Origin of the sequence: Catellatospora sp. KI3, from assembly GCF_029948125.1 — a bacterium.
GTDB lineage: Bacteria > Actinomycetota > Actinomycetes > Mycobacteriales > Micromonosporaceae > Catellatospora.
Map to the genome: position 1 here is coordinate 181,632 of NZ_JASAMB010000017.1, position 20,900 is coordinate 202,531.

At 66.2% G+C, this 20,900-nt stretch carries 24 protein-coding genes; 17 read left to right on the forward strand and 7 right to left on the reverse strand.

Going from position 1 to position 20,900, the window contains the following annotated elements; translation table 11 throughout:
* Positions 1 to 19: 19 nt before the first annotated feature.
* Both QEZ54_RS25305 and QEZ54_RS25310 read right to left on the reverse strand, forming a co-directional pair.
* On the reverse strand, positions 20 to 1,522 hold the full coding sequence (locus QEZ54_RS25305) for a diguanylate cyclase (RefSeq protein ID WP_348650567.1): 1,503 nt from the start codon (positions 1,520 to 1,522) through the stop codon (positions 20 to 22).
* A gap of 224 nt (positions 1,523 to 1,746) precedes the next feature.
* Positions 1,747 to 2,436 (reverse strand): hypothetical protein, encoded by a 690-nt coding sequence (locus tag QEZ54_RS25310; RefSeq protein WP_281307193.1) that lies wholly within the window; start codon positions 2,434 to 2,436, stop codon positions 1,747 to 1,749.
* Between the two features lie 498 nt (positions 2,437 to 2,934).
* Between QEZ54_RS25310 and QEZ54_RS25315 the strand changes: the two genes are divergently transcribed.
* Complete coding sequence (locus QEZ54_RS25315; protein WP_281307194.1) at positions 2,935 to 3,651, forward strand: hypothetical protein; 717 nt, start codon at positions 2,935 to 2,937, stop codon at positions 3,649 to 3,651.
* Positions 3,652 to 3,655: 4 nt separating this feature from the next.
* Here the strand turns inward: QEZ54_RS25315 and QEZ54_RS25320 are convergent, their stop codons facing one another.
* Positions 3,656 to 4,831, reverse strand: coding sequence for a SigE family RNA polymerase sigma factor (locus tag QEZ54_RS25320; RefSeq protein ID WP_281307195.1), 1,176 nt, complete (start codon positions 4,829 to 4,831; stop codon positions 3,656 to 3,658).
* Between the two features lie 73 nt (positions 4,832 to 4,904).
* Entirely contained in the window at positions 4,905 to 5,108 is a 204-nt protein-coding gene (locus tag QEZ54_RS25325) for a hypothetical protein (RefSeq protein WP_281307196.1), read from the reverse strand.
* Between the two features lie 918 nt (positions 5,109 to 6,026).
* Here QEZ54_RS25325 and QEZ54_RS25330 point away from each other — a divergent pair.
* From QEZ54_RS25330 to QEZ54_RS25350, 5 genes are all read left to right on the forward strand, one after another.
* Entirely contained in the window at positions 6,027 to 6,389 is a 363-nt protein-coding gene (locus QEZ54_RS25330; protein ID WP_281307197.1) for a hypothetical protein, read from the forward strand.
* Positions 6,390 to 7,179: 790 nt separating this feature from the next.
* Positions 7,180 to 7,791, forward strand: coding sequence for a helix-turn-helix domain-containing protein (locus QEZ54_RS25335; protein ID WP_281307198.1), 612 nt, complete (start codon positions 7,180 to 7,182; stop codon positions 7,789 to 7,791).
* A 1,158-nt stretch (positions 7,792 to 8,949) separates the two neighbouring features.
* Complete coding sequence (locus tag QEZ54_RS25340; RefSeq protein ID WP_281307199.1) at positions 8,950 to 9,804, forward strand: hypothetical protein; 855 nt, start codon at positions 8,950 to 8,952, stop codon at positions 9,802 to 9,804.
* 160 nt (positions 9,805 to 9,964) lie between these two features.
* The gene (locus tag QEZ54_RS25345) at positions 9,965 to 10,591 is read left to right on the forward strand and encodes a hypothetical protein (RefSeq protein WP_281307200.1); all 627 of its coding nucleotides are present in this window, start codon (positions 9,965 to 9,967) and stop codon (positions 10,589 to 10,591) included.
* A complete protein-coding gene (locus QEZ54_RS25350) occupies positions 10,569 to 11,717 on the forward strand; it encodes an XRE family transcriptional regulator (protein WP_281307201.1) in 1,149 nt (382 codons plus the stop codon). The genes QEZ54_RS25345 and QEZ54_RS25350 overlap by 23 nt, the downstream gene beginning before the upstream one ends.
* A gap of 311 nt (positions 11,718 to 12,028) precedes the next feature.
* Here the strand turns inward: QEZ54_RS25350 and QEZ54_RS25355 are convergent, their stop codons facing one another.
* Together QEZ54_RS25355 and QEZ54_RS25360 are read right to left on the reverse strand one after the other, a co-directional pair.
* Positions 12,029 to 12,727: an HAD family hydrolase gene (locus tag QEZ54_RS25355; protein ID WP_281307202.1), complete on the reverse strand. Its 699-nt coding sequence runs from the start codon at positions 12,725 to 12,727 to the stop codon at positions 12,029 to 12,031.
* Entirely contained in the window at positions 12,724 to 13,590 is an 867-nt protein-coding gene (locus QEZ54_RS25360) for a GntR family transcriptional regulator (protein ID WP_281307203.1), read from the reverse strand. Before QEZ54_RS25360 ends, QEZ54_RS25355 begins: the two co-directional genes overlap by 4 nt.
* Before the next feature lie 427 nt (positions 13,591 to 14,017).
* On the opposite strand from QEZ54_RS25360, the gene QEZ54_RS25365 reads away from it, so the two are divergent.
* The 10 genes from QEZ54_RS25365 (at position 14,018) to QEZ54_RS25410 (ending at position 19,943) form a co-directional block, all read left to right on the forward strand.
* Positions 14,018 to 14,227, forward strand: a complete 210-nt coding sequence (locus QEZ54_RS25365; protein WP_281307204.1) for a hypothetical protein — start codon at positions 14,018 to 14,020, stop codon at positions 14,225 to 14,227.
* Between the two features lie 98 nt (positions 14,228 to 14,325).
* Positions 14,326 to 14,769: a hypothetical protein gene (locus QEZ54_RS25370; protein ID WP_281307205.1), complete on the forward strand. Its 444-nt coding sequence runs from the start codon at positions 14,326 to 14,328 to the stop codon at positions 14,767 to 14,769.
* Positions 14,766 to 14,999, forward strand: a complete 234-nt coding sequence (locus QEZ54_RS25375) for a hypothetical protein (protein ID WP_281307206.1) — start codon at positions 14,766 to 14,768, stop codon at positions 14,997 to 14,999. Before QEZ54_RS25370 ends, QEZ54_RS25375 begins: the two co-directional genes overlap by 4 nt.
* Complete coding sequence (locus tag QEZ54_RS25380; RefSeq protein ID WP_281307207.1) at positions 14,999 to 15,190, forward strand: hypothetical protein; 192 nt, start codon at positions 14,999 to 15,001, stop codon at positions 15,188 to 15,190. The genes QEZ54_RS25375 and QEZ54_RS25380 overlap by 1 nt, the downstream gene beginning before the upstream one ends.
* Positions 15,187 to 16,191 carry an ABC transporter permease gene (locus QEZ54_RS25385; RefSeq protein WP_281307208.1) on the forward strand — a complete coding sequence of 335 codons (1,005 nt, stop codon included), beginning with the start codon at positions 15,187 to 15,189 and terminating at the stop codon, positions 16,189 to 16,191. Before QEZ54_RS25380 ends, QEZ54_RS25385 begins: the two co-directional genes overlap by 4 nt.
* Entirely contained in the window at positions 16,191 to 16,466 is a 276-nt protein-coding gene (locus tag QEZ54_RS25390) for a hypothetical protein (RefSeq protein WP_281307209.1), read from the forward strand. Before QEZ54_RS25385 ends, QEZ54_RS25390 begins: the two co-directional genes overlap by 1 nt.
* A gap of 96 nt (positions 16,467 to 16,562) precedes the next feature.
* Positions 16,563 to 17,414: a hypothetical protein gene (locus QEZ54_RS25395; RefSeq protein ID WP_281307210.1), complete on the forward strand. Its 852-nt coding sequence runs from the start codon at positions 16,563 to 16,565 to the stop codon at positions 17,412 to 17,414.
* A 59-nt stretch (positions 17,415 to 17,473) separates the two neighbouring features.
* Positions 17,474 to 18,199: a hypothetical protein gene (locus QEZ54_RS25400; protein WP_281307211.1), complete on the forward strand. Its 726-nt coding sequence runs from the start codon at positions 17,474 to 17,476 to the stop codon at positions 18,197 to 18,199.
* A 21-nt stretch (positions 18,200 to 18,220) separates the two neighbouring features.
* On the forward strand, positions 18,221 to 19,558 hold the full coding sequence (locus QEZ54_RS25405; RefSeq protein ID WP_281307212.1) for a hypothetical protein: 1,338 nt from the start codon (positions 18,221 to 18,223) through the stop codon (positions 19,556 to 19,558).
* Between the two features lie 169 nt (positions 19,559 to 19,727).
* Complete coding sequence (locus QEZ54_RS25410) at positions 19,728 to 19,943, forward strand: hypothetical protein (RefSeq protein ID WP_281307213.1); 216 nt, start codon at positions 19,728 to 19,730, stop codon at positions 19,941 to 19,943.
* Between the two features lie 31 nt (positions 19,944 to 19,974).
* Here the strand turns inward: QEZ54_RS25410 and QEZ54_RS25415 are convergent, their stop codons facing one another.
* Positions 19,975 to 20,592, reverse strand: a complete 618-nt coding sequence (locus tag QEZ54_RS25415) for a hypothetical protein (protein ID WP_281307214.1) — start codon at positions 20,590 to 20,592, stop codon at positions 19,975 to 19,977.
* Between the two features lie 164 nt (positions 20,593 to 20,756).
* Between QEZ54_RS25415 and QEZ54_RS25420 the strand changes: the two genes are divergently transcribed.
* Positions 20,757 to 20,900: bifunctional DNA primase/polymerase (locus QEZ54_RS25420; protein WP_348650569.1), on the forward strand; the 144-nt coding region annotated here is incomplete at its 3' end.

The window sequence follows — 20,900 nt, forward strand, 5'->3', positions numbered from 1 at the left end:
GCTTTCGACGGCGCGTAAGTCAGTCCGCGAGTTGGGCGCCGTTGCGGCCGGCTCGTTTGACCTTGTAGAGGGCCTGGTCGGCGCGGTACAGCGCCGCCTCAGGGCTCTCCTGCTCGCGCTGCACGGCCACGCCGACGCTGATCGTGCGGCTGGTGGCGCGCGCGGCGGTCAGCAGCCGCTCCGCGATCAGCATCGCCTCGGCCGCGCTCGGCACGTCGATCACGGCCACGAACTCGTCGCCGCCGACCCGGAACAGCTCGTCGCCCAGCCGCAGCGCCTGCTGCAACGCCACGGCCATCTGCACCAGCACCCGGTCCCCGGCGGCGTGGCCGAGCGTGTCGTTGACCGTCTTGAACTCGTCGATGTCGATCGCCAGCAGGGCGGTCTGGCCCGGCGTCGCCGCGGCCAGCCGGGCGCCGAACGGGCCGCCGTGGCGCAGGCCGGTCAGCGGGTCGGAGTTGGCCTGCCGGTGCAGCCGCCGCAGCGTGCTGAGCTTCTCCAGGCAGCTGGTGGCCTGCGCCGCCAGCAGCTCCAGCAGGTTGACCATGGCGCTGTCGGGCACTATCGCCGTCTCGTCCAGCACCACCAGGGCGCCGGTCGACGAGGTGACCGTCGGGGTGCTGGCGCCCAGCGGTACCGCGATCATCGTGCGGACCCCGGCCCCGGTCAGCGCCTCGAACCCGCGCGCGTCCAGCACCGCCGGATCGCCCAGCGTGTACGACGCGCCGTACCGGCACGCCTCGTCGAGCAGGGCGGACAGCCGCTCGGGTTCGATCTGGGCCAGCCGGGCGACCAGCGGCCGGTCCCGCGGCTCGGGTGAGCTGGCCGCGATGACCACGCTCATGGACCGCTCGGCCTCGTCCGGCTCGGCGTCGGCGAGCTCGGGCAGCAGGTCGGGTGCGGGTCGCAGCAGGACGGCGGCGGCCAGCCCGGTCACCTCGCGGGCCGCGCGGCAGGCCCGCAGCAGCACCTCGCCGTCGGTCTCGGCGCTGGTCAGCGCGAGCGAGTGGCGCAGCAGCTGCTCGCTGCGGGTCTCGGGCGGCGGTCCGCCGAGTTCGCTGAGCCGGGCGCCGAGCAGGCGGCCGGACTGGATGATGATCTCTTCCCAGCCGTCCAGCGAGTGCGCCTCGTCCCACTCGGCGTTGAGCACGCCGACCGGGTGGCCGGTGCGGTCGATGATCGGCGCGCAGATCTCCGCGGTGATGGGCGGCCCGAGCCGGATGTAGTCGGGGTCGTTGGCGACGTCCAGGATCGTGACGGCCTTGCCGCTGGCGTACACCCGGCCGACCACGCCCCGGCCCAGCGGGACCGCGGAGAACACCTGCCAGGCGCCGCTGGCCGAGACGCAGCGGAGCTGGTCTTTCACGTGCAGCAGCGCCTCGATGAGTGCCGGGGTGTGCCGGCTGAGCACCGACACGGTGGCACCGCACGCCTCGACCGCACTGCGTGAGGCCCGCAGTGCTGCGGCGACATCATCAATGATGCGATTAAGGGGCACGAGGTGGGGTTCCGCTTGATCCACTATCCGGGGTAAGGGGCTTACGGCCGCCAAGCTTACTCACGGTGCGCGAAAAATCGTCGCTTCTGCGAGTGGGCCACGTGGTACGAGCGGCTGGAAGCTGGGAACCTGTTGGCCACCGACGCGGTACGCGATCAGGCTGGCGAGCGACGGTACGCCGCCGCCCTCCCGGATGCTGGGAAGGTGAGTTTCGGCACGTCGTCCCACGGCGGGCCCGGGGTGGCACGTCAGTCACCGACCGCGGCGGGGGCGCCGTGCTCGGGTCCGAAGTCCCGCACCGCCGACTCCAGGCCGAGGTTCCGGCCGCCCGGCGCGTACGGACCGGCGGCGCTCGCCCAGGCCGCCAGCTCGGTCAGCGACCGCCGGCACGTCCAGGTCCTGCCGTCGGCGATCAGGGCGGTGTTCCACCACACCGCCTGCCGCCCGATCAGCTCCCCGAACAGCGGCACGTCCAGGGCGTGCGTACGCCGGGCCGCCTCGGCGCGTTCGAAGAAGCGCACGAGCAGGTCGGCGTCGATGCGGGGCGACCCGATGCCGTCCGCGTAGACGGAGGCCCGGGGGTCGCTGCGCAGCTGCTCGCGGGTGACCCGGCGGACCCGCTCGGGGTCGCCCTCCTTGCGCTGCTCGGCGTCGAGCCTGGTCAGGTGGGTGACGAGCCGCTGCCGGGCCTGCCAAAGGTCGCCGGTCGACAGCTCCTGGTGCAGCGCGAGCGCGCGGTCGACGCGGCGGTCCCGGTTGTCCCGGAGCAGGGTCGCCGCGGCCAGCCCGAGCGCCGCGACCACGCCGACGGCCTGCACTCCATCGGTCATCGCGCCGTAGGCGTCGCGATCCAGCAGCAGCGCCAGGACGGTCCAGGCGATAACGGCCGCCAGGACGACGGTGAGGGTGACCCATTTGGCGCGGCGAGTGGCGAACATCGCCCCATGATGGCAACCGTCCGCAACTGGCCGATTCCGTCAGGTAACCGACCGTGTCGGAGGGGGTGAAGGGGGGTGGAGTATCGGAATCCGGTCGGGTCCCGAGCACGCCGGGGACGCTCACCCACCCCCCGTAGCCGCGCTTTCCCATCAGGGTCGCTGAGTCCGGCTCACTCGTGGGTGTGAAACTAACCCGCGCCTACGACACTGACCCCGGACGTCGCCGGCGGGACACCGGGCAGGGCCCTTTCCCGCCGAGGCTAACCTCTGGTTGCTTCGACATCGGACTCTCCGGAGGTGCCAGTGGCCGGCTACCGCAGACTCACCTACAGCTGCCTCGCGTTCGCCACCTTCGCAGTCTCGGCGGCTGTCGGCGCGACACCGGCGTCGGCCACCGAACCGTCGCCTTCGCCCTCACCGTCCCCGAGCAGCGTCGCCGTCCCGGCGAGTCCGCCGGCGGCATCACCCACTCCGGCCCGCTGCCCCGGAAAGCTCACCGTGACGGAATCCGCCAGCAGCGCTCCGATCGCCGGGGTCCCGGAGCAGGCGACGATCTCCGGCACAACCCTCACCAACAGTGGAAACGTCGCGCTGACCGACGTCTCGATCGCGTTCCAGCTGATCGTCATTCCGTATGACCGCCTGGCGATGCCCCGCGAGGTCTCGCCGATCACGCCCAGCCTGTCCTGGAGCATCGACGGCGGGGCATGGCACCCGGTGCACCTGCAGTGGCACTGGGAACCGCAGCCCCCACCGTCGCTGTCGTGGTGGCTCACCGATGAAGAGCGGTTGCCGGCGCTGGCTCCGCACACCCGGCACTCTGTCCGCCTGCGGATGTCCTTTCGCCAGGGGACCAGGCCGGGCTGGTACGACGCGGACGTGTACTTCGGCGCCACGTGCACGCCGTCGGTGAGCGACCAGGTGAGCTTCTCCTACGACCCGGCGGTGCGGCAGGACGAACTGCGCCGGTACGCGACGCGTACCCAGGCGCCTGCCTCGCCCCGGGGGTCGCTGCCGCCCTCTCCGCCGCCGTCCGGGTCCCCCGAACCGCCCCTCGGCCTGGACCGGGCGGAGTCCCCGGAGACACGCCTGGCCGCAGCCCCGGCCGAGGACCGGTCGCGCGGTCCGTGGCTCGCCGGGGCGGCCGCGGCGATGATGCTGCTCGCGGGTTTCGTCGCGGCGAAGGCGGTACGCGCCCGGCGGCTGCTGCCATGACCGGTCAGCAGACCGGGTCCGCCCACGACATGTCGAGTACGCGCAGGCCCCGAGACGCCCAGTAGTAGTCGAAGCTGTCCTCGCGGCCGGAGCTCACCAGGTCGGGGATCGGGTTCGGGATGGAGGCCGGCAGGCTCGCAGACCCGGCGAGGGTCACCTGAAGCCGGGCGTAGCACTCGCCCGCGGGTCTGCCAGGGGTGGCCACACGCACCGCCGACTGGGAGGTCAGCGTCCCGGACGTGGTGGCGTGGCGGGTCAGCTTCGCCGCGGTGGCGGTCGCCCCGACGTAGGTGGCTCGGGTGACCCGCATCCGCATCGACGGGCAGGCCGCCTGGAGCTGCGCCGACTTGGCATAGGTGTCCGGCGCCGGGCTCACCAGCAGCATCGTCGCCGCCATGGTGTCGTACGGGCAGGTGGAGGTGCTGCGGGCGGGGTTCGTGGGCGCGGAGGGTGCCTGAGTGCTCGGCTGGGCGCTCGGCGTGGCGGTGGGGGAGGGCGACGGGGAGGCGGGTGAAGGAGAGACCCCGGGCGACGGATTGGTGGGTGCCACCCCGGCGCTGATGGGGACCAGCGCACCTGCGGCGAGCGCCAGGGCGCCCACCAGCAGGGCCGTCGCGCGGGTCGCGTAACGCCGGGTGACGGTGGCGCGCACCGCGGCCACTCCCGGCGGCCGGGTTCGCGCCTGCGCGGCGGACCGCGCCGCCTCCGCGTCGGCACCGAGGCTCGCGGCGAGCGCGCCGCGACCGCGGTGGAGCCACGCCTTGACCGTGCCCTCCGGCGCCTCCATGAAGGCGGCCACGTCGGTGACGGGCATGTCGGCGAGGTAGTGCAGCACGATCGCCTGACGCTGGTCCGGGGGCAGCTCTGCCAGGGCTCGAGCCAGGTCGATATCACCGCCGGTGGGCTCGGGCACGTCCGCCGGCGCCAGGTCGCGCTGCCACAGCCGGACCAGCCGGGTACGCCGCCAGCGGCTGACCGCGAGGTTCCAGGCCACCCGGCGTACCCAGGCTTGCGGATCGTCATAGCGAGAGATCGTCGACCATCTGCCGAAAGCCCGGCAGAACGCCTCCTGTACGAGGTCCTGCGCCTCGGCGTGACTACCGACGAACGCGTGCAATTGGGATGTCAGCGGGCCGAATGCCGCGGAGTAGAACTCCGCGAAATCGAGCTGGCCCTGCACCTGATCTCCCTGGACGAAGGTGGTCGAGTATGGCATTAACAGGCGCGGGGGCTTTCGCCCCCGCGCCCCCCCGTTATGCCAGAGCCTGCGGAGCCGATGCCGTGAGCCGAGCGGCGCCCGTCGCGGACCGCTCGGAGACGACATACGCGGTGACCACCCCAGCGGGCGCCACCGTCCGCAGGTCAGGCACGCCGTCGCCGGTGAAGTCGGTCGCCACCGGCGAGACGTCTGCGTTGATCCGCCGGTCGGGCGAGATCAGGTACTGCGTGTACGACACCGGACGCCAGCCGCAGGGTGGCCAGGCGCCAGACGCTCCAGCCGGTGCTGCCCATCCCGTTCACTGTCATCCCCTTCCGCAGCGGGGGCCGACCGGCTGAGATGAACGGCCTTCGCGCTGCTGTCGGCCTTCACACGCCGACAGCGGGGAAAGGTTGCGAGAAATGGAGTGACTCAGATCACGATGCGGACGGCGATTGCCCCGAAAAGCGTCAAGGGCGGGTCTCCCGTAAGGAAGACCCGCCCTTGAACTGCACTTACTTTGGTCGGGGTAGCCGGATTTGAACCGACGGCCTCTTCGTCCCGAATAACGTCCGAGGCGGCGCAGGTGCTGGTGCTAGTCAGTATCCTGCTGGTCAGGGCGTTGGGTGCTGTTGGCTGACGAGCGTGTAAATCACTGCCAAGAGCAAGATCGTCTCCCGGATCTCTCCCAGCGGACTGCCGCATGGTTTGATCTACATGCGACGCGACGGCGGTTTGACTGTTGGCCAGCGTAGGGTTGGGGCCGAAGATTCAGGCCCTGCTGTTTCGGACACGTCAGACGCGATCCGTGACCTTGCTAAGTCCAAATGATCGCGGACAGCTCGCTGCCACGGGTATTGAACAACTGCAACGAGCGTGAGGCCGGGAATCACGCTTAGTGATAGTCAAATCACTGATGGTTACATGCAATGGCTTGCATTCAAGTTACCCATCTGAGTTTGAGCTAGGTAGCGTTAGCGAACTGGTAGGGTGCTGCCATCGCGACAGAGCGATGTGGAGTATCACGACTTGGCGATACGTTACATCGTGCCCCAGCGATTCTTGATCCATTACATAACCTACTCTCATCACATCCCCCGTAGTTGGCGCTGCGTGGGAGATCGGATGGCAGTAGGGCACGAAGGTCGACGGCTCAAACCCAGCAAAAGGAGTTCAGGTGACGTGCAAGAAGCGGTGCGCTGACAACCACCCTAACCACAGAAGCCACACCTCGGAAGACAAGAAGGCGGCTGGCACCAGCGGACTTCCTCACACCGGGAAGGCGCGGGGGGCGTACCGGCTGGACATCCCCCAGCAGAAACAGGGGCCGCACAACGGCTCTGCCAAGCGGATGATCTCCGGAGGTCCGGCAGCCAAGCGCCGAGCGCAGCCCTGCCGGCGGTGCGGAGCGCGTCGCAAGACGATCATTCCGATCTGGCTGCGTCGGTGGCTGACCAAGCACCAGAAGATGATCAAGCTTGTGACCCCGTTTGTCGTGCTCGTGGGGGCCATCCTGCGGATCATCTTCTACTTTATCTAAATATCGTTATCAAGCAATACACGAAGGGGCGCCCCTGGGGCGCCCCTTCGCGCTTGGTGGGGGCTGGTTGGCGCCAGCTTGCCCACCCACTCCGGCCGACGGCTCAATGTCAGCTCGGGGAGTACGAGCCATGCTACCCGCAAGTTGCGTATCTGGAACGCGAACTCGATCACATGTTTCGGTGGGCTGGGGGCCTTCTTGCAGCCCACCTCCGTCCCGGTGGTTGAAAAAACCCGGCAATCTCGGGAACCGCGGAGCCGTCCAGCGCATCTCATCGACGATGCCACCAATGTAACGACAAGCATCTTAGTCTGCATCGGACGGATAGTGCGACGCACCCCGTGTTCTCCTGTGCTCAACGAGCACCCTCACGTCGTGTAACTAGTGCCAACGGACCGTATGATTGCTGGCGCCGAGCGAAGTGTTAGCTGCTGGTTAGGGCGTACGCCGAGGCTCACGTCGACGAAGCCTCCGTGTTGGTCATCACTGGTAGTTGGGCGATCAGTGACTGAAGTGGCTGTTGGTGCTGTTGGTACCTAGTCAGCTGGACATACGGATCGTGTGCATGCTCCTGCGGTAGGTAACGATCCGATCAATCCGAGGCGGCAGGATAACTTAGCCAACGGCTAAATGTCCACGTTCATCGTCTGGACTCGCGTCCGCTGAACGGTCGAACCGCCAACATTACCCTTCCCTCCTGCGTTCGTTAGTGCGAGTATCTGTCTAAACCGATACGTGGCCGCATGTATGCTCGCGGACGCGTTGATCGTGCGTGCCCAGGGAGACTGCGATGGCTGACATGCCACCTCATGAGGAGGACGAGGCTACAGTCCGCACCCGTTCGGTAACTCACCACGAGCGCAACGGCTATCACTCACTTGGCCGAGCCGGCGACATCATTGCGCTATTGCCGGAGCTTAACGACCCTAACTTCATGTCTGATGCCAACAATCGCCGTCTTCTGGTCCAAGTGCTGGCGCAGATTCGGCGCACTATGAATCTCAATCAGGCAGACCTTGCTAGACGCATGAATACCACGCAGTCTGCAGTGTCCGAGATTGAAAAGGGCGAAAAAGAGCCGCGCTTGTCAACCTTGCAGCGATACGCAAGAGCCTTGGGCCTAGAGCTGCAGTTCCGACTGTCCACCTCGTGGAGCAGCGTTGTTTGTTGGCGAGAGAGAGAAATTCAATACGAGTCATCGGCTGTTCAGCCAGTCTCTGTTGAGGAGGGGTTCGAGGTGTGGCGTGCAATTGAAAAAACCGCTAAGCGCCATGCTGTCGGCAGACCGAGGATTCTACCCGTTACATATGTTGATAAGCGAGACGACCACTTTGTTTCCGATGCAGACATCCTTAGGCTCAGGGCTTCTCACGTGCTTGCGCGGCGACGCACGGATGCGTAATGGCTGAACATCGTGGATACGAAGAACGTCTCCGGTTGGCCCGTTCGGTACGAGTGTCTAGCTCGGTAAAGCTTATTGACCTTCGGCTCCGAAGTATCCGTGCGGACCTATTGCTTCCTAGCGCAGAGCAGCCGCTATCTCTTTCCAAGTATGAAGTTAGTCCCACGTTGGTGCGGCTATCGGACACTACCGTCTTGTATCACGTCACATACCGACTATCGGTGTCGAGTGCCAACGAACGTAGAACTTGCGAGATCGAATTAACTATGTCGGCAATGTTTAGCTTGAATATGGAGAGCGTCTTCACTGATGAGGATCTAAAGTCTTTTGGGTCGTTCGGTGTAGTGGACATACTGCATCCGTACGTCCGTGAAAGCGTGCACACATTGACCGGCCGTATGGGTATTCCGCCGCTAATCCTTGATGTAAAGCCCGGTCTCGACTCGGAACCTGAGGCGTGAAGATCTAGCACCTTCGTGGCCGCAGTCTCCGGCGCTCCTACTACGGACCGCCATCTCGTCTGGCTTAACTCTGAGGGCCGCGGTGGAGGTTGGCGGCGGGTGGTAGGGCTGTCCGGTAGCTCAAGCTGCCAGCCTTGTGATCGTCTACTGATCCGGGGACGGCCCTACACCATCGGTAGCCGACGGCTGTGGGATATCTCGGCAGTATGACATGCTCCTGGCGGGGCTCCAGCATGTCCGGCCTCAGGACCAGGTAGGAGTTTGGTGAGCGCGCTCAGGGTGGGCCGGACCCGGAGTTGAGTGACGGTACCGTCCCCAGCGTTCCATGTCGTAGAGGCTTTCAAGACCGAACATCATCTGCTACAAGCGCATGACTGCTGAAAATAACCACAGAACAACGCCGGAGTGGCCTCCGACGTGGCAGAAACTGCAAACTCTGGCAACGCCAACGTTGAACGCAGGCCAGGGAAGCCAGGAGCCGAAGCCTCTCACGTCCCCGTGCGCACGGTGGTCAACGAATCTGGCCGTCGCATCGGTCACAGGCTGCGGATACATCCGGCGGACACGTGAGCACTTCCGAGTATCGCTAGAGCGTGATTGAGTCTCAGCTGTGTCAACCCCCTGGAACACCCCAGTCGGCTCACTTCTCACCCGTGACGAGCGCATGGCCATGTACGGCGGAGGCCGGTACGGAGGCATGGAACCATCAGCCAAGAGCCCAAACGTCTTCATCTACTCCGACCCGTCCCGCGGTGAGGCGTTCGGATACACCTTTGACGGCTGGGACCCAGACGAAGAGGTCTTCCTCTACACGGGAGAGGGCCACGAAGGTAACCAGAGGATGACTGCCGGCAACCTGGCCCTGCTGGAGCACCGCATGACGCAACGAGCCGTTCGGTTGTTCGTGGCAGACGGTGTCGTGACTGGCACGACCAAGAACCACCGCTATGTAGGTGAGTTTGAGTTGGACCCGGTCACGCCCTACACGAGCGAACGCGCACGCAGCAAGTCTTCACCTGAGCTGCGTGACGTCTTCGTGTTTAGGCTTCTACCTGTAGGTGACTACCTGGACCGCGCTGCCGACCGAAGTAGCACCGTGGACCAACCGGGCGTTGCACGAGTTCGCCAGGTTGGCCTAGAGAACAACCAGGTCACGACGATGCTGATGCCGGCAACCGCACCGACTGTGGCACAGAAACGTGAAGCAGAGTTAGTGGCCCGCTACCTCGCATGGACAGGGATCGGCCACGTCTTCACCCGCGTTGAGATCATCCCCCCAGGACACCTCAAGCCTCTCTACACAGACATCTACGACGCCGCAGCCCATGAGCTGTACGAGGTAAAAGCAACAGCAACTCGTGAAGCCGTCCGGATGGCCGTTGGCCAACTTCTGGACTATCGCCGGCACCTCACGCCGCCTCATGCACGGCTAACGGTCCTGCTCCCTAAACGGCCATCAGCGGATCTTCTTGATCTCATCGGCAGTGTCGGGGCCGCCTGCTGCTACGAAACGCAGGATGGCAGTTTCGCCCGCTGGCCACAGACCTCCTAGAACGGAGGCCTAGCGACCAGGGGAGCATCAACTTTCCTGACGCGGCCACCATGTGGCCAGAGTTGTAGGCGCCTACCCCAACCACAGGTAGGCCACCGCTCCACGAACGACACGCGCCACGCTTGACCGGTGTGTAAATCTGCGTAGTAATATTACGCCCGTGGACACACCATCCGACGCTGAGTTCCTGGCGGACTCGCTCGCCCCCCTCTGTGCGCCGCTCCACCATGCTTTCGAGAAGGCGCACGAAGTTGCCGAGGGGCATTTCATCCAGTACGACATGATTGACCAGTTCCACGCCCGTGAGCTCACTGACCTCACGCGAGCACACGCCAGGCGCGAACTCCGAACTGCCCAAGACGCCGGGACACTTGGCGATTGGCGCCTGTTCACCCTCAAGGGCGGACAGACCGTACTGCGTTGCGGACTGCTCCGCGCGAAGGTGCTGCACGTGGCCCCTGGCAAAACGGTGCCGCACCCGGGTCACAACCGTGCCCGGGTTAGCTACTACCGCAACCCTCCGTCGTCCCTGTTCGGTGTCAAAGACAGCCGGCTGCTGCTGCTGTGGTCGGTCGACAAACAAGAGGGCGAAGTCGAGTTTCGGGTGGTGCGTCCTCTTGGAGCATGGAAGTACGGGGAGGTGCATCTGAGCGACTTTGATCTCATGCTGCCGCGAGAAAGCGCAGACTTGATGACCATGGAGTTCACGCCGGACGATTCTGAGATCCAGTTGTCCTTCGAACTCGGGGATGAGGAGAACTACGATGACTTGGCCGATGGCTGGTGAGCGGATCAAGTCGCTACGCCAACTACTGGGAATCTCGCAGGATGAACTTGCAGATGCAGCGGGGGTCAGCCAGGCGCTGATCTCTCACATTGAACAGGGCGTTCGCGACGCCTCGGAGGACCTGATCGTAGCCGTGGCATCTGCCACGGCTACACCTCGTAAGTTCTTCGAAGTGACACCCGTCGACATCCCCCTGGGCTCTCTGCGATTCCGCAAAAATGCCACAGCGAGCCGTCGTGACACAAAGCGAGTTAAGGCACTGTTCGACGAGGCATTTCGGCTTGTGCAGGATCTAATTGCGCAGACAGGATATCCTGCGCCGAACCTGCCCATTATGACTGGCCACGTATCATCGGACGACATCGAGAACATTGCGGTGCAGACGAGAGAAGCCCTACAGCTTGGCGGCGACGGGCCTATTAGACATCTGACACGAGCATGTGAACGTGCCGGACTGGCAGTTACGCCCTTAGTTCTGCCGGGCGATCATGATGCAGACGATGAGGCCATTGGGCACTTCGGCGTATCACATTGGCCTGGGCCACACGACCCAGGCCTTATTGGGCTGTTCAGCGGTGGTAGTGGTGATCGCCAACGCTTTACGGTTGCACACGAACTTGCCCATCTAGTTTTGCATAATCCGCGCCGACGAGAAATTCAAGACCCCGAGGGCGAGGCTAATCGGCTTGCGGGAGCCATTCTCCTCCCATATGACCGTGCTCACGAAGTCTTGGCCGGCAACGTGACACTTTCCGATCTTGCCGCCGTTAAGGCGAAGTGGGGAATCTCGATGCAGGCACTGATTATGCGCGGAAACCATCTAGGGTTAATCGACGATCAGCGCAAGCTATCGCTTTTCAAACAGCTTTCAGCTCGTGGCTGGCGTAAGAATGAGCCGGTAGTTGTCCACAACGAGGAGCCCAAGCTTGTATGGCGCCTACTGGTTAGCCAATATGGTGACCCGTTGCCGTACAGTCACGTGGCGAACGCAACCGGCTTGAATCCAGTTGTGCTGCGGTCATTGGCACCGCCACCATCGGCTCCGAACCTGCCACCACAGCACCGCAATGGCACGAAAGAGCCTGCTCGACGCGGGGCGACCGTTAGCCGCTTACGCTTGGCCTGAGGTAGTTTGCCTCACTTGACGACATGAGTGCCCTGCCCGATCCAAGGCGGGGCACTCATGTGTTTCGGTTTACTTCATCGATTTGGCAACTCGGCCAGATTAGTCACATTGGGCTGATGGACCAGGGGACGTTGATCCGACCCGTCCGTCCCACGGCAGCTCAGCCCAGAGACGGGCTTTTCGTGGGACGGGTTAACGCGGCCCATCCGGTCCGCTCTGCTATCCAATTCGCTCGCCACGACATGACGCCGATCGGGGACTTTTATGGGGCCTGGGTCGATACGGACGGCTCTCCACTAGAAGCATCCGAGTCAAGCTCGATGTTGGGTCATTGCCTGCACAATCGCCTTCATGCTTGTCACGACGACGTCCGTGCCGGCCGCGGTGAAGGGGGCTACTTTGTGTGGGCGATTGGCGTAGCCGATCACTGGTACGCCAGCTGCACGTGCTCCCTGAATGTCGGTCATCGAGTCGCCGATTAGCACGCAATCTGCTGGCCCCACACCAAATGAGTGAACGGCGCGAAGGATCGGCGCCGGGTTGGGCTTCATTAGGTCAGGTTCCGCGTAGGCGCGGCCGACGATCATGAGAATGTAATCCGCTAGTTGATGCTGCTCAAGGTATGCGTTTATCGCAGCTGCCGAGTTGTTGCTGACGATCGCGACTCTCAGCCCAAGTTCAAACGCGGTGATGATCACCTCGCGGGCGAACGGAGTTGCTTCCGCTGACTCGACTGCCCGCAGCTCGGCAGCGCATAGCGCCTCCTCGACGATGCAGACCGCGGATGGGGAGCCGTTCGTGCCGACCCAGCGCAGGACCTCTAACGGATCGCTTTCCTCTTCCAGCGACTTCGAGACGTTCAGCGGCGTCCGACGGACCAGCTCCACCAGTTCGCTTGCGATTGCGGGCGCTGTATATCCAGCAAAGACGCTGCACACTGGCCCATCAAAGTCCAGCAGTAACCGCCGATTCGGCGCCAGCAGGTCCGCGAGCCCTCCCTGCGTTGTCATGGGGTGTAGCCGTACGCGATGGTGTTCCACACCGAGTCGAACCATGCTTTTGACGACTCAACGAATTGTGTTCCGTGGGAGGCGTCATCGTCGGTGACCGCATAGTGGAACAGGGGGACGTCCTTACCCAGTAGGTCAAAGATGGGAGTAGGTTCGCCCTTGATCGACACCGTACGCTCAGCCACAGGGTAATAGCCGAAGAACACCTCGTCTGAGTTGAGCACGTAGAGCTTGAAGAGCGGCGCGGCCCTGTGCATTCGTACCTCCACCGTCGCCGAGCGGACGAGTCCGAGGTCCCCGAGCTCAGCCACCTGGTCCGCTATGGCGTCCACGGCGCGTCGCGTGATGCGTTCGGCGCGTTCGCGTACTGCTGGATCGTCGGCGTTCGTCTCAGCACGCGCCGGTAGCGCCATCGGCACGCTCATGTCAGAGATCAGTAGCCGAACCGCGATGGTCTCGGGCGTGAGGCTGCCGGTGCGGATCTTTTCTAGCACTTCGGTGATGGCATTTCGCAGGGTTTCGCCAGAGAACCCGGCGAAGTCCACCGTTACGTGCGGACGACCGAAGGCCTGCTCAATATGCGGCCCCAGTTCCCTGGCCTTCTGCGTCTGGGCACGGACGTACGCACCGCTGCCCTGGCGGCTCACGACCAGGCGTTCGCCGCGGAGGATCTCCATAGCCCGCTTCACGGTTTCTCGTGCGACGCCGTAGCGAGCTGACAACTCTGGCTGAGATGGCAACTTGTCGCCGGGCGCGAGCCGACGGGTGAGGATCGCCGCCCGCAGCTTGTTCGCGATCTGCTGGGACGCCTGCGTGGGGTCGTCGAGGTCTAGTTCGCCCAGGAAATCAAGATTCTTCGCCACCAGCAAACCATAGCGCTGACTAGCCAAGTTAGGAAAGTTCGGCTTTGCGGGTTGACTTGGCTAGCCAGGCTGGCTTACGTTCTCTCTTGCCCGACCTGGCTAGCCAAGTTGGTCGCTAGTTCGGCGAGATCTGGACGGCGGGGTGGCTTTGGCTGCGCCGTGCGCGACGAGACGCCGGGCGACTTGTGCCTTGAGAACTTCACAGCGACAGGAAGACAGCGCTGCTGGTCGTTTCGCGGTAGCCCTGCATGAAGCCACCTAGTGGTAGCGCCCGGTCGGTCCCGGGGGCAGCGGGGACGGTCGGGACGGGTTCCGGCGCTGGCAATACCTGCACATCGGCCGCTATCCGGTCTGCCGCCGAGCTGGGACCTGTGCCCAGCTCGTGCGGAGTCCGCCAGAGCGGCGGCAGCAGTCGAAAGGGACTGGCATGCGCTACCGCATCGAGATCCAGACCACCAACCCGGCCCGGGCGACCTCGCTCATTGTCGACAGCCGCGCCAGCGTGGGCCTGATCGTCGACCAGCTGGAGAACCCTGACGGCGTGATCACGATCAACCCTCGCGGCGCGGACTCCGGGCAGATGGAGGGCTACATCCCGGTCCGCTCCGTCACGACCGTCGTGGTCGCCCAGGCCTGAAGGCCGGCACCACATCACCTCACAGCAAGCGGCCCCGCCTGGATGCGACCCGGGCGGGGCCTGATCGCACCAACCCCACCTACCAAGGAGAGAGTTCGATGCCTACCCAGGCTATCGCGGCTGCTGCCGCACCCGACCCGGGCACCGGCCCGCTGAACTGGAAACACCCCCTCGCTGAGCTGGCCGCCCGGCACTGCCAGACCACCCACTTCGTGGTCCTGACCCGCCCGGTGGCGTGTGAGCCCTGCTGGGACGCGGTGCTCCTGGCTGACTGGCTGTTCGCCGCCGAGTTCGACCTCCCGCTCGATGTGGAGATCGACCCGTCGTACGTCGATGACGTGGCGGTCGACCGGGCCGTGAAGGCGGCCCGCGACGCCGACGCCCAGGACGACGACGAAGCCGCCTGGGCGCACCTGGCGCTGACCGACGCGGAGCGCGCCGAGGTCCGCCGCCGTCTGGCCGAGATCCGGACCCGCCGCAACCGCAAGTACCGGTTCGTGTGCTCCCGCGCCGCCGCCGCACGACGGGACACCGACCAATGACCCGCCCCTCGGCCGTGCTCACCCGCCGCCCGGCGCGGACCCTGCCCGCCGCGATCTGCGAGATGGTCCGCCGCTACGGCAGCTCCAAGTACCGCGCTGGCCTGGCGTTCAACAGTGCCACCGGCACGCTGTTCGGCAAGCCGTGGGAGCACTGGGACCGCGCCGGGCGCCGCCAGTACGCGGCGTTGCAGCGCCTCACCCACGCCGTGCACGGCCCGGAGGTCTGGTGATGGCCCCGCAGTCCGGGCCGGTCGCCCTGGTCCTCACCGGCGCCCGCCACGACGTGGCCGCATTCCTGCACCTGCTGGAGCAGGTCACCACCCTCACCGACGTGTCCGACCCGATGCCTTCCGGCGCCTACGACGTCCGCGTGACCGCGACCGTGCGCCGCACCTTCCCCCTCACCGGAGGCCCGAAATGACCGCACCCACCAGCGCCTACCCCGTCGACGTCAACGACCTGGCCGCCGACTTCCAGAAGTGGGCCGACGAGCTGGGCACCGCCCCGTCCCAGCGCGCCACGATGAAGCGCTTCCGCATCGGCACCGACAAGGCCCGCACCCTCCTCGCCACCCTGACCACCACCGACGACGACCAGCCCGACACCACCACCGCCCCGACCACGGGCGCGGTCCCGCATGTGCTGCTGGACACGGCGGCACCGAGCCCGGACCTGGTTCCGCAGGTGCCGACCACGCCGATCATGGTTGAGGCGTCACCGCTGACGGCGGTTGACGTAGAAGCGGACACGAAGATCACGCCGACCGCTTCTGAGCCGAGCACCGACACGCCACCGCTGCGGGCGGTCAGCACCGCTTCGGTGACCGTCGCGGCTCCGGTCGACCCGGAGCCGGTGTTCACCAAACACCCGGTGCCGGACCCGGTGTTCACCCAAGCGCCGATCCCGGTCACCGCACCGCCGCTGCCGCCGGTCGCCGCCCCGACGCCTCAGATCGCTGCGGTGGCCGAGGTGCCCGCCCCGCGCCGCAAGCCCCGGGTCCGTACCTGGCCGGTCCTGCTCGTGGGCATGGCCGCGTTCATCGCCATCTGGGCTGGATGGGTCGAGCTGGGCAAGCTCACCGGCTTCGGCATCGTCCACCCCCTGCCGGGGATCTGGGACGGCTTCAAGCTCAACACCGCGATCACGCTCCCGCTGGGCATGGACGCCTACGCCGCGTTCGCGCTCAAGGTCTGGTTCACCCCCGGCCTGCCGGTCAAGGCCCGCCGGTTCGCCCGCTGGTCTACGGTGGTGTCGCTGCTGGTCGGCATGGCCGGGCAGATCGCCTACCACCTGATGGTCGCCCAGGGAATCATGTCGGCCCCGTGGCAGATCACCACCGCCGTGTCGTGCCTGCCGGTGATCGTGCTGGGCCTGGCGTCGACGCTGGTGCACCTGGTCCGCGTCGATGACGAGGAGGCGTGATGTTCACGCTGACCAACAACGTCGAAGTCGTCACGGACGGGCCGGTCCGCCACGGCAGCGTGGCCCACCTGCGGGCCGGATACCACTGGACGACCAAGCACACCGAGTACGGCCGCGAAGAGGTCAAACAGCACTTCGCGCCGGTCCCGGCCTGCTGCGTGCCGACCGACAACGCCCCGCCGGCCACGGACGGGCGCGGCTACTCCGGTGGCTGGGCACGCCACCGCGGAGCGATCGCCTGCACCGCTGAGCAGTGCTTTCCCGGCGACGCCTGATCTGGCCGCCACCGTGCGGGCCGGGGCTCATCACCCCCGGCCCGTCGCGGTGGCCGCCAAACCCGGCGACCAGGACACCGAGAGGAGTCCGATCCGATGAAGAAGCGCCACCGGCGCCGCCCCGGCCCTGTTCGGGGCTGGTCGCAGGTCCTCGATGACGCGACCCGCAAAGCCGCCCGCCGCCGACGCCGCCGCGTCGCGAACTGGCTGGTCGCCCACCCGAAAACCCTGCTCGCGCTCCGGGTCACCCGGGGCGCGTGGCGCCGCCGACACGTCCCGATCCGGGCCGGGCGCGCGGTGCTGGGCGGAGTCAACTGGCTCACCGACCAGGCCATGAGCCGCGCGAGCCGGACCTGGGCGCACCGCAGCGCTCGCGCCCGGCAGTCCACCTACTACGGGTGGGACGGCCTGGTCACCTGCGCGTTGTGCGGGCGCCGTGTGCCTTTGCACCGACAGCAGACCCACGTGCTGTGGCACGAGCAGCAAGGCAGGCACGCCCAGTACACCCCCACCCTGGCCGTTGGCAGTGCCGCCACCGGCCGTCCGACCGGCTCGAAGACCGGGCCGATCCCGAACCCGAACCGTGGAGGTTCCCGCATGGCTACCGCCCTGGCGTCCCTGCTCCTGCGCGCCGCCGCTGGTATCGGCGAACTGCCGCCCGGCGACGCCTGGTTCCTCACCTCCCAGCTCGTCGGCCTGGCCCGGGGATCGGTCGCGGTCGGCGACGCCCTGGGCGACTACGCCGAAACCCTCGACACCGCCCGCCTGGACCCCCGTGTCACCCGGCCGATCCTGGCCGCCATGGAGAACTACGCCCAGGCAGGCGCCGACCTGGCCAAGGCCGCCAAGACGTTCCGGGACCTCTACGAGTCCCAGATGGAGGCCGCCGAGGCGGGCGTCTCGCAGCCCAACGTCGCCGGGTTCTTCGACCCCCGCAACGCCTCTTGACCGACGCCCCTGGTGCGGCCCGCCGACGCGGGCCGCACCCCGATCCACCTGGAGTAACGATGTTCGGCAAGAAAGACAGGCGTGAACTGGCTCTGATCGACGACAGCCGCCGCCGACACCTGGTCACCGACTGGGTGATCCCCACCGTCTGGCGGTTCCGGCGGCAACTGGCGCCGTTCGGAGTCGCCGGGCTGACCCTGGCCGCCGGGGGCGCCGCCCTGGGCGTGCGACTGGCCGCCGATGACGGCTGGCTGTGGGGCTGCTACGGCGTCGGCGGGCTGTGCGCCGCCGCGTGGCTGTCCCGGCTGTCCGGCTACGACCGTGGCCTAGGCGCCGTGGTCACCGGCACCGCCGCCGCGTGGACCCTGGCCGTGGCGTACTGGCCGACCAGCGGCGCCCTGTACGGCCTGTGGGCACTGGGCACGCCGGTGCTGGGCTTGGGCTGGTGGATGTCGGGCACGCTGCGCGCGCAGCTGCGCGCCGACCGCGTCCGCCACCGCTGGGACACCGTCGCCAAACTCGCCGGAGTCGCAGGCGCTCACCTGCTGGGCACCCGCGCCACCCCGGCCGGAGAGGTGCTGCGGGTCAAGCTCACCGCAGGCCAGAACGCCAAGAGCATGCAGCGCGAGGCGATCGAGTCGGCGTACGAGCTGCGGCCCGGCGCGGTCAAGGTCGAGCAGGACGAGGCCAACGCCCGCGTGGTGTTCGTGCACATCACCGAGACCGACCCGTGGACCGCCGACCTCACCCACCCCGCCCTGAAGATCCTGCACACCGACAACTAGCCACCAGGACTGGAGGTCACCATGGCACGCACCGCCACCGCCGAACAGGCCGACCAGGCCGACCAGCAGGAGTGGGCGGGTGGCCAGCGCAGCGCCCGCAACCCGCTACCGGTCGGCATCTACGAAGACGGCACCCCCGCCCACGCCTCACCCTGGACGAAGGTCGGCGGGCGCAACATCTTCGTCTGCGGCGCCATGGGCAGCGGCAAGAGCAACCTGCTCAACGTCCTCCTGGCGGGACTGTTCTCCTGCCACGACACGATCGTGTTCGGCGCCGACGTCGCCAAGAGCGGCAAGAGCCTCGCCCCGTGGATCAGCTGCTTCGACTGGTTCGCCACCACCCCCGAAGACGTCCTGACCATGCTCCGGGCCATGAACCGCATCATCGGCGCCCGCGCCACCGAAGGCGCCCGCTCCGCAGCCCAGGGCAAAGGCGACGCGGTACTGCAACCCTCACCGCGGCTGCCCCTGCTCGTCGGCGTGTTCGACGAGCTGTCGGCCATGCTCGGCCGCAGCACCGACGTAGCCGACGCCTGCACCGAAGAGATGACCCAGATCGCCGAAACCGACCGCGAGGTAGCCGTCGCGCTCATTCTCGCCACACAGAAACCCACACAGGACTCCCTGGGCAACTCCGGCAGGCTCAAATCGCAGCTCAACCCCGTACTGGCCGGGCGCATGAACAGGCTCTCCGACCTGCGTTGGGCGCTACCCAACGCACCCGCCGAAGCCCTCAACCTGGGCGTCTACACCGTCCCCGGGGTATGGCTGTCCCAGGACGGCGCCGACGCCTCACCGCTGCCCATGCGCTCCTACGCCCTGTACGAGCCCGCCGACGTCGCCCGCCTGGCCGCCTACTACGCACCCCACCGGCCACAGCTCGACGCGGTCAGCCGCCTGGCCGCAGGCCCGGACTACGCCAACCGCAACCGCGACCCCTTCAACCTCGACAGCGGCACCCGCGCTGTCACCAGCCCGGCCGCGCCGGTGGCCGCCAAGCCCTCGCCGACCCGGCGCGTCACCAAGGACACCGCCACCGCCGCCAGCGCCCAGGCCAAGGCAGCCATCGACCAGGTAGCCGACCTGCCCGACCTGCCGCCAGTCGACCTGGACAACCTCACCCAGCTCCACCCGCCCGCCCACGAGCCGGTCGACCCCGACGCCATCGCCGCCATCCTGACCGCCCTGCACAACGCCCCGGACGGACTGACCCGTGCCGAGATCCAGACAGCGACCGGCCGCAGCAAGTCATGGACCTGCGAAATCCTCGCCGCGATGACCCGCGACGAGCAGGTTTCCCACACCCGCGACACCGGCAAGGGCGGCCAGCGCCGCTACCGCCTCGCTCACCCGGCGTAACCGTCCGGTCCAACCGTCCAACCGCCCGCCGGACGCGCATCGCGCGCGCGTACGGGCGCTATCTGGCACACCCGTGGATGCCTGGGCGGACGCTTGCACGCCCGCCACGCATACACGCAACGTGACGCACGCGGGCGCTAGCGCCCGCCAACCCGACTGAGGAGCACCCGTGATCGCCCGCCTGTACGAAGCCGTCACCGGCACGCCCTGGACCACCGTCCGCAGCGCTGCGGAGGAGTTCGGGCCGACCATCGCCGCGCGCTACGCCGACGAGCTGGCCGACTTCACCGACTACGAGCTGATGGCCATGACCCCCGCCGAAGCCGTCCGCACCGCCAAGGCCATCCGCGCCTCCGGGCTGTCCGCACCAAGTCGGAACGCCTGACGGCTCTCGCGGTCTTGGACTCCAATCGCATCTAGTACGTGGCAGCAAATTGCAGCACGTTACCCGCAATAAAGGCGATAACTCCGAGGAAAGTCAGTAGAGATACAGCTCTGTCGTCGCCGTCTAACACGCTACTGATTCCTGAGTAGAACTTGAAAGCTATACGAGTCGGCAGCAGCGATAGCCAAATCAGCACCAACGGCCACGCGACGAGCGCGAAAATTCCCAGCAGTACGAGGAAGGGAATTTTTCTGCCGCCAAAGATTTCCTTCCTCTGAAATGACATGGCAGTCCATCTGCGAATTTGCTTGACCGAGTAGTTAATCATCCACAGCGCGCTCGGTATGAAGATTGCCGCATAGGCCAGCGCGCCCAACCACCATGGCACGCCGAACTGCGTGACCAGAAAGATCAGGGCGATGGGTATCGCCATGGAGACGGTTATAAGAATCCAAACTGTCCAGCCGAATATGGATCCATCGAATGTCCCGCGGCGATTAAGGGCGCCTTCAAGTCGGGCCATTGAAATCCGTTCGATTCTCTGCTCTACGCGCCTGATTCGATCAAGTCCAATCAACTGCGGCGCCAACAGAAAACCTGCGACGAAGTTGAGCAGAATGCCAACTCTGTTCAGGACGACCGCCGTCACAAGATCTCCCGCGAATGCGTGTTATTCAGGGAAGCCTATCAATCAACGTCAAGTGCCCAAGTCCGCCGACGGACCGACAGCCCGCGATCAAGGTTGCCTTGCGGCAAAGGTCCGAAAGGTGAGCGTTACTCAAGCCATTAGGAGCAGCATCGATGAACCACTTCATGTCCGCTGCGCTGGCCGCCGCCGCTGCGGGCTGGCACGTGTTCCCCCTGACCGTCGGCACCAAGCTGCCCGCCATAACGAGCTGGGAGCAGCGCGCCACCACCGACCCCGACCGCATCCGGCGCTGCTGGTCGTGCGGCCCG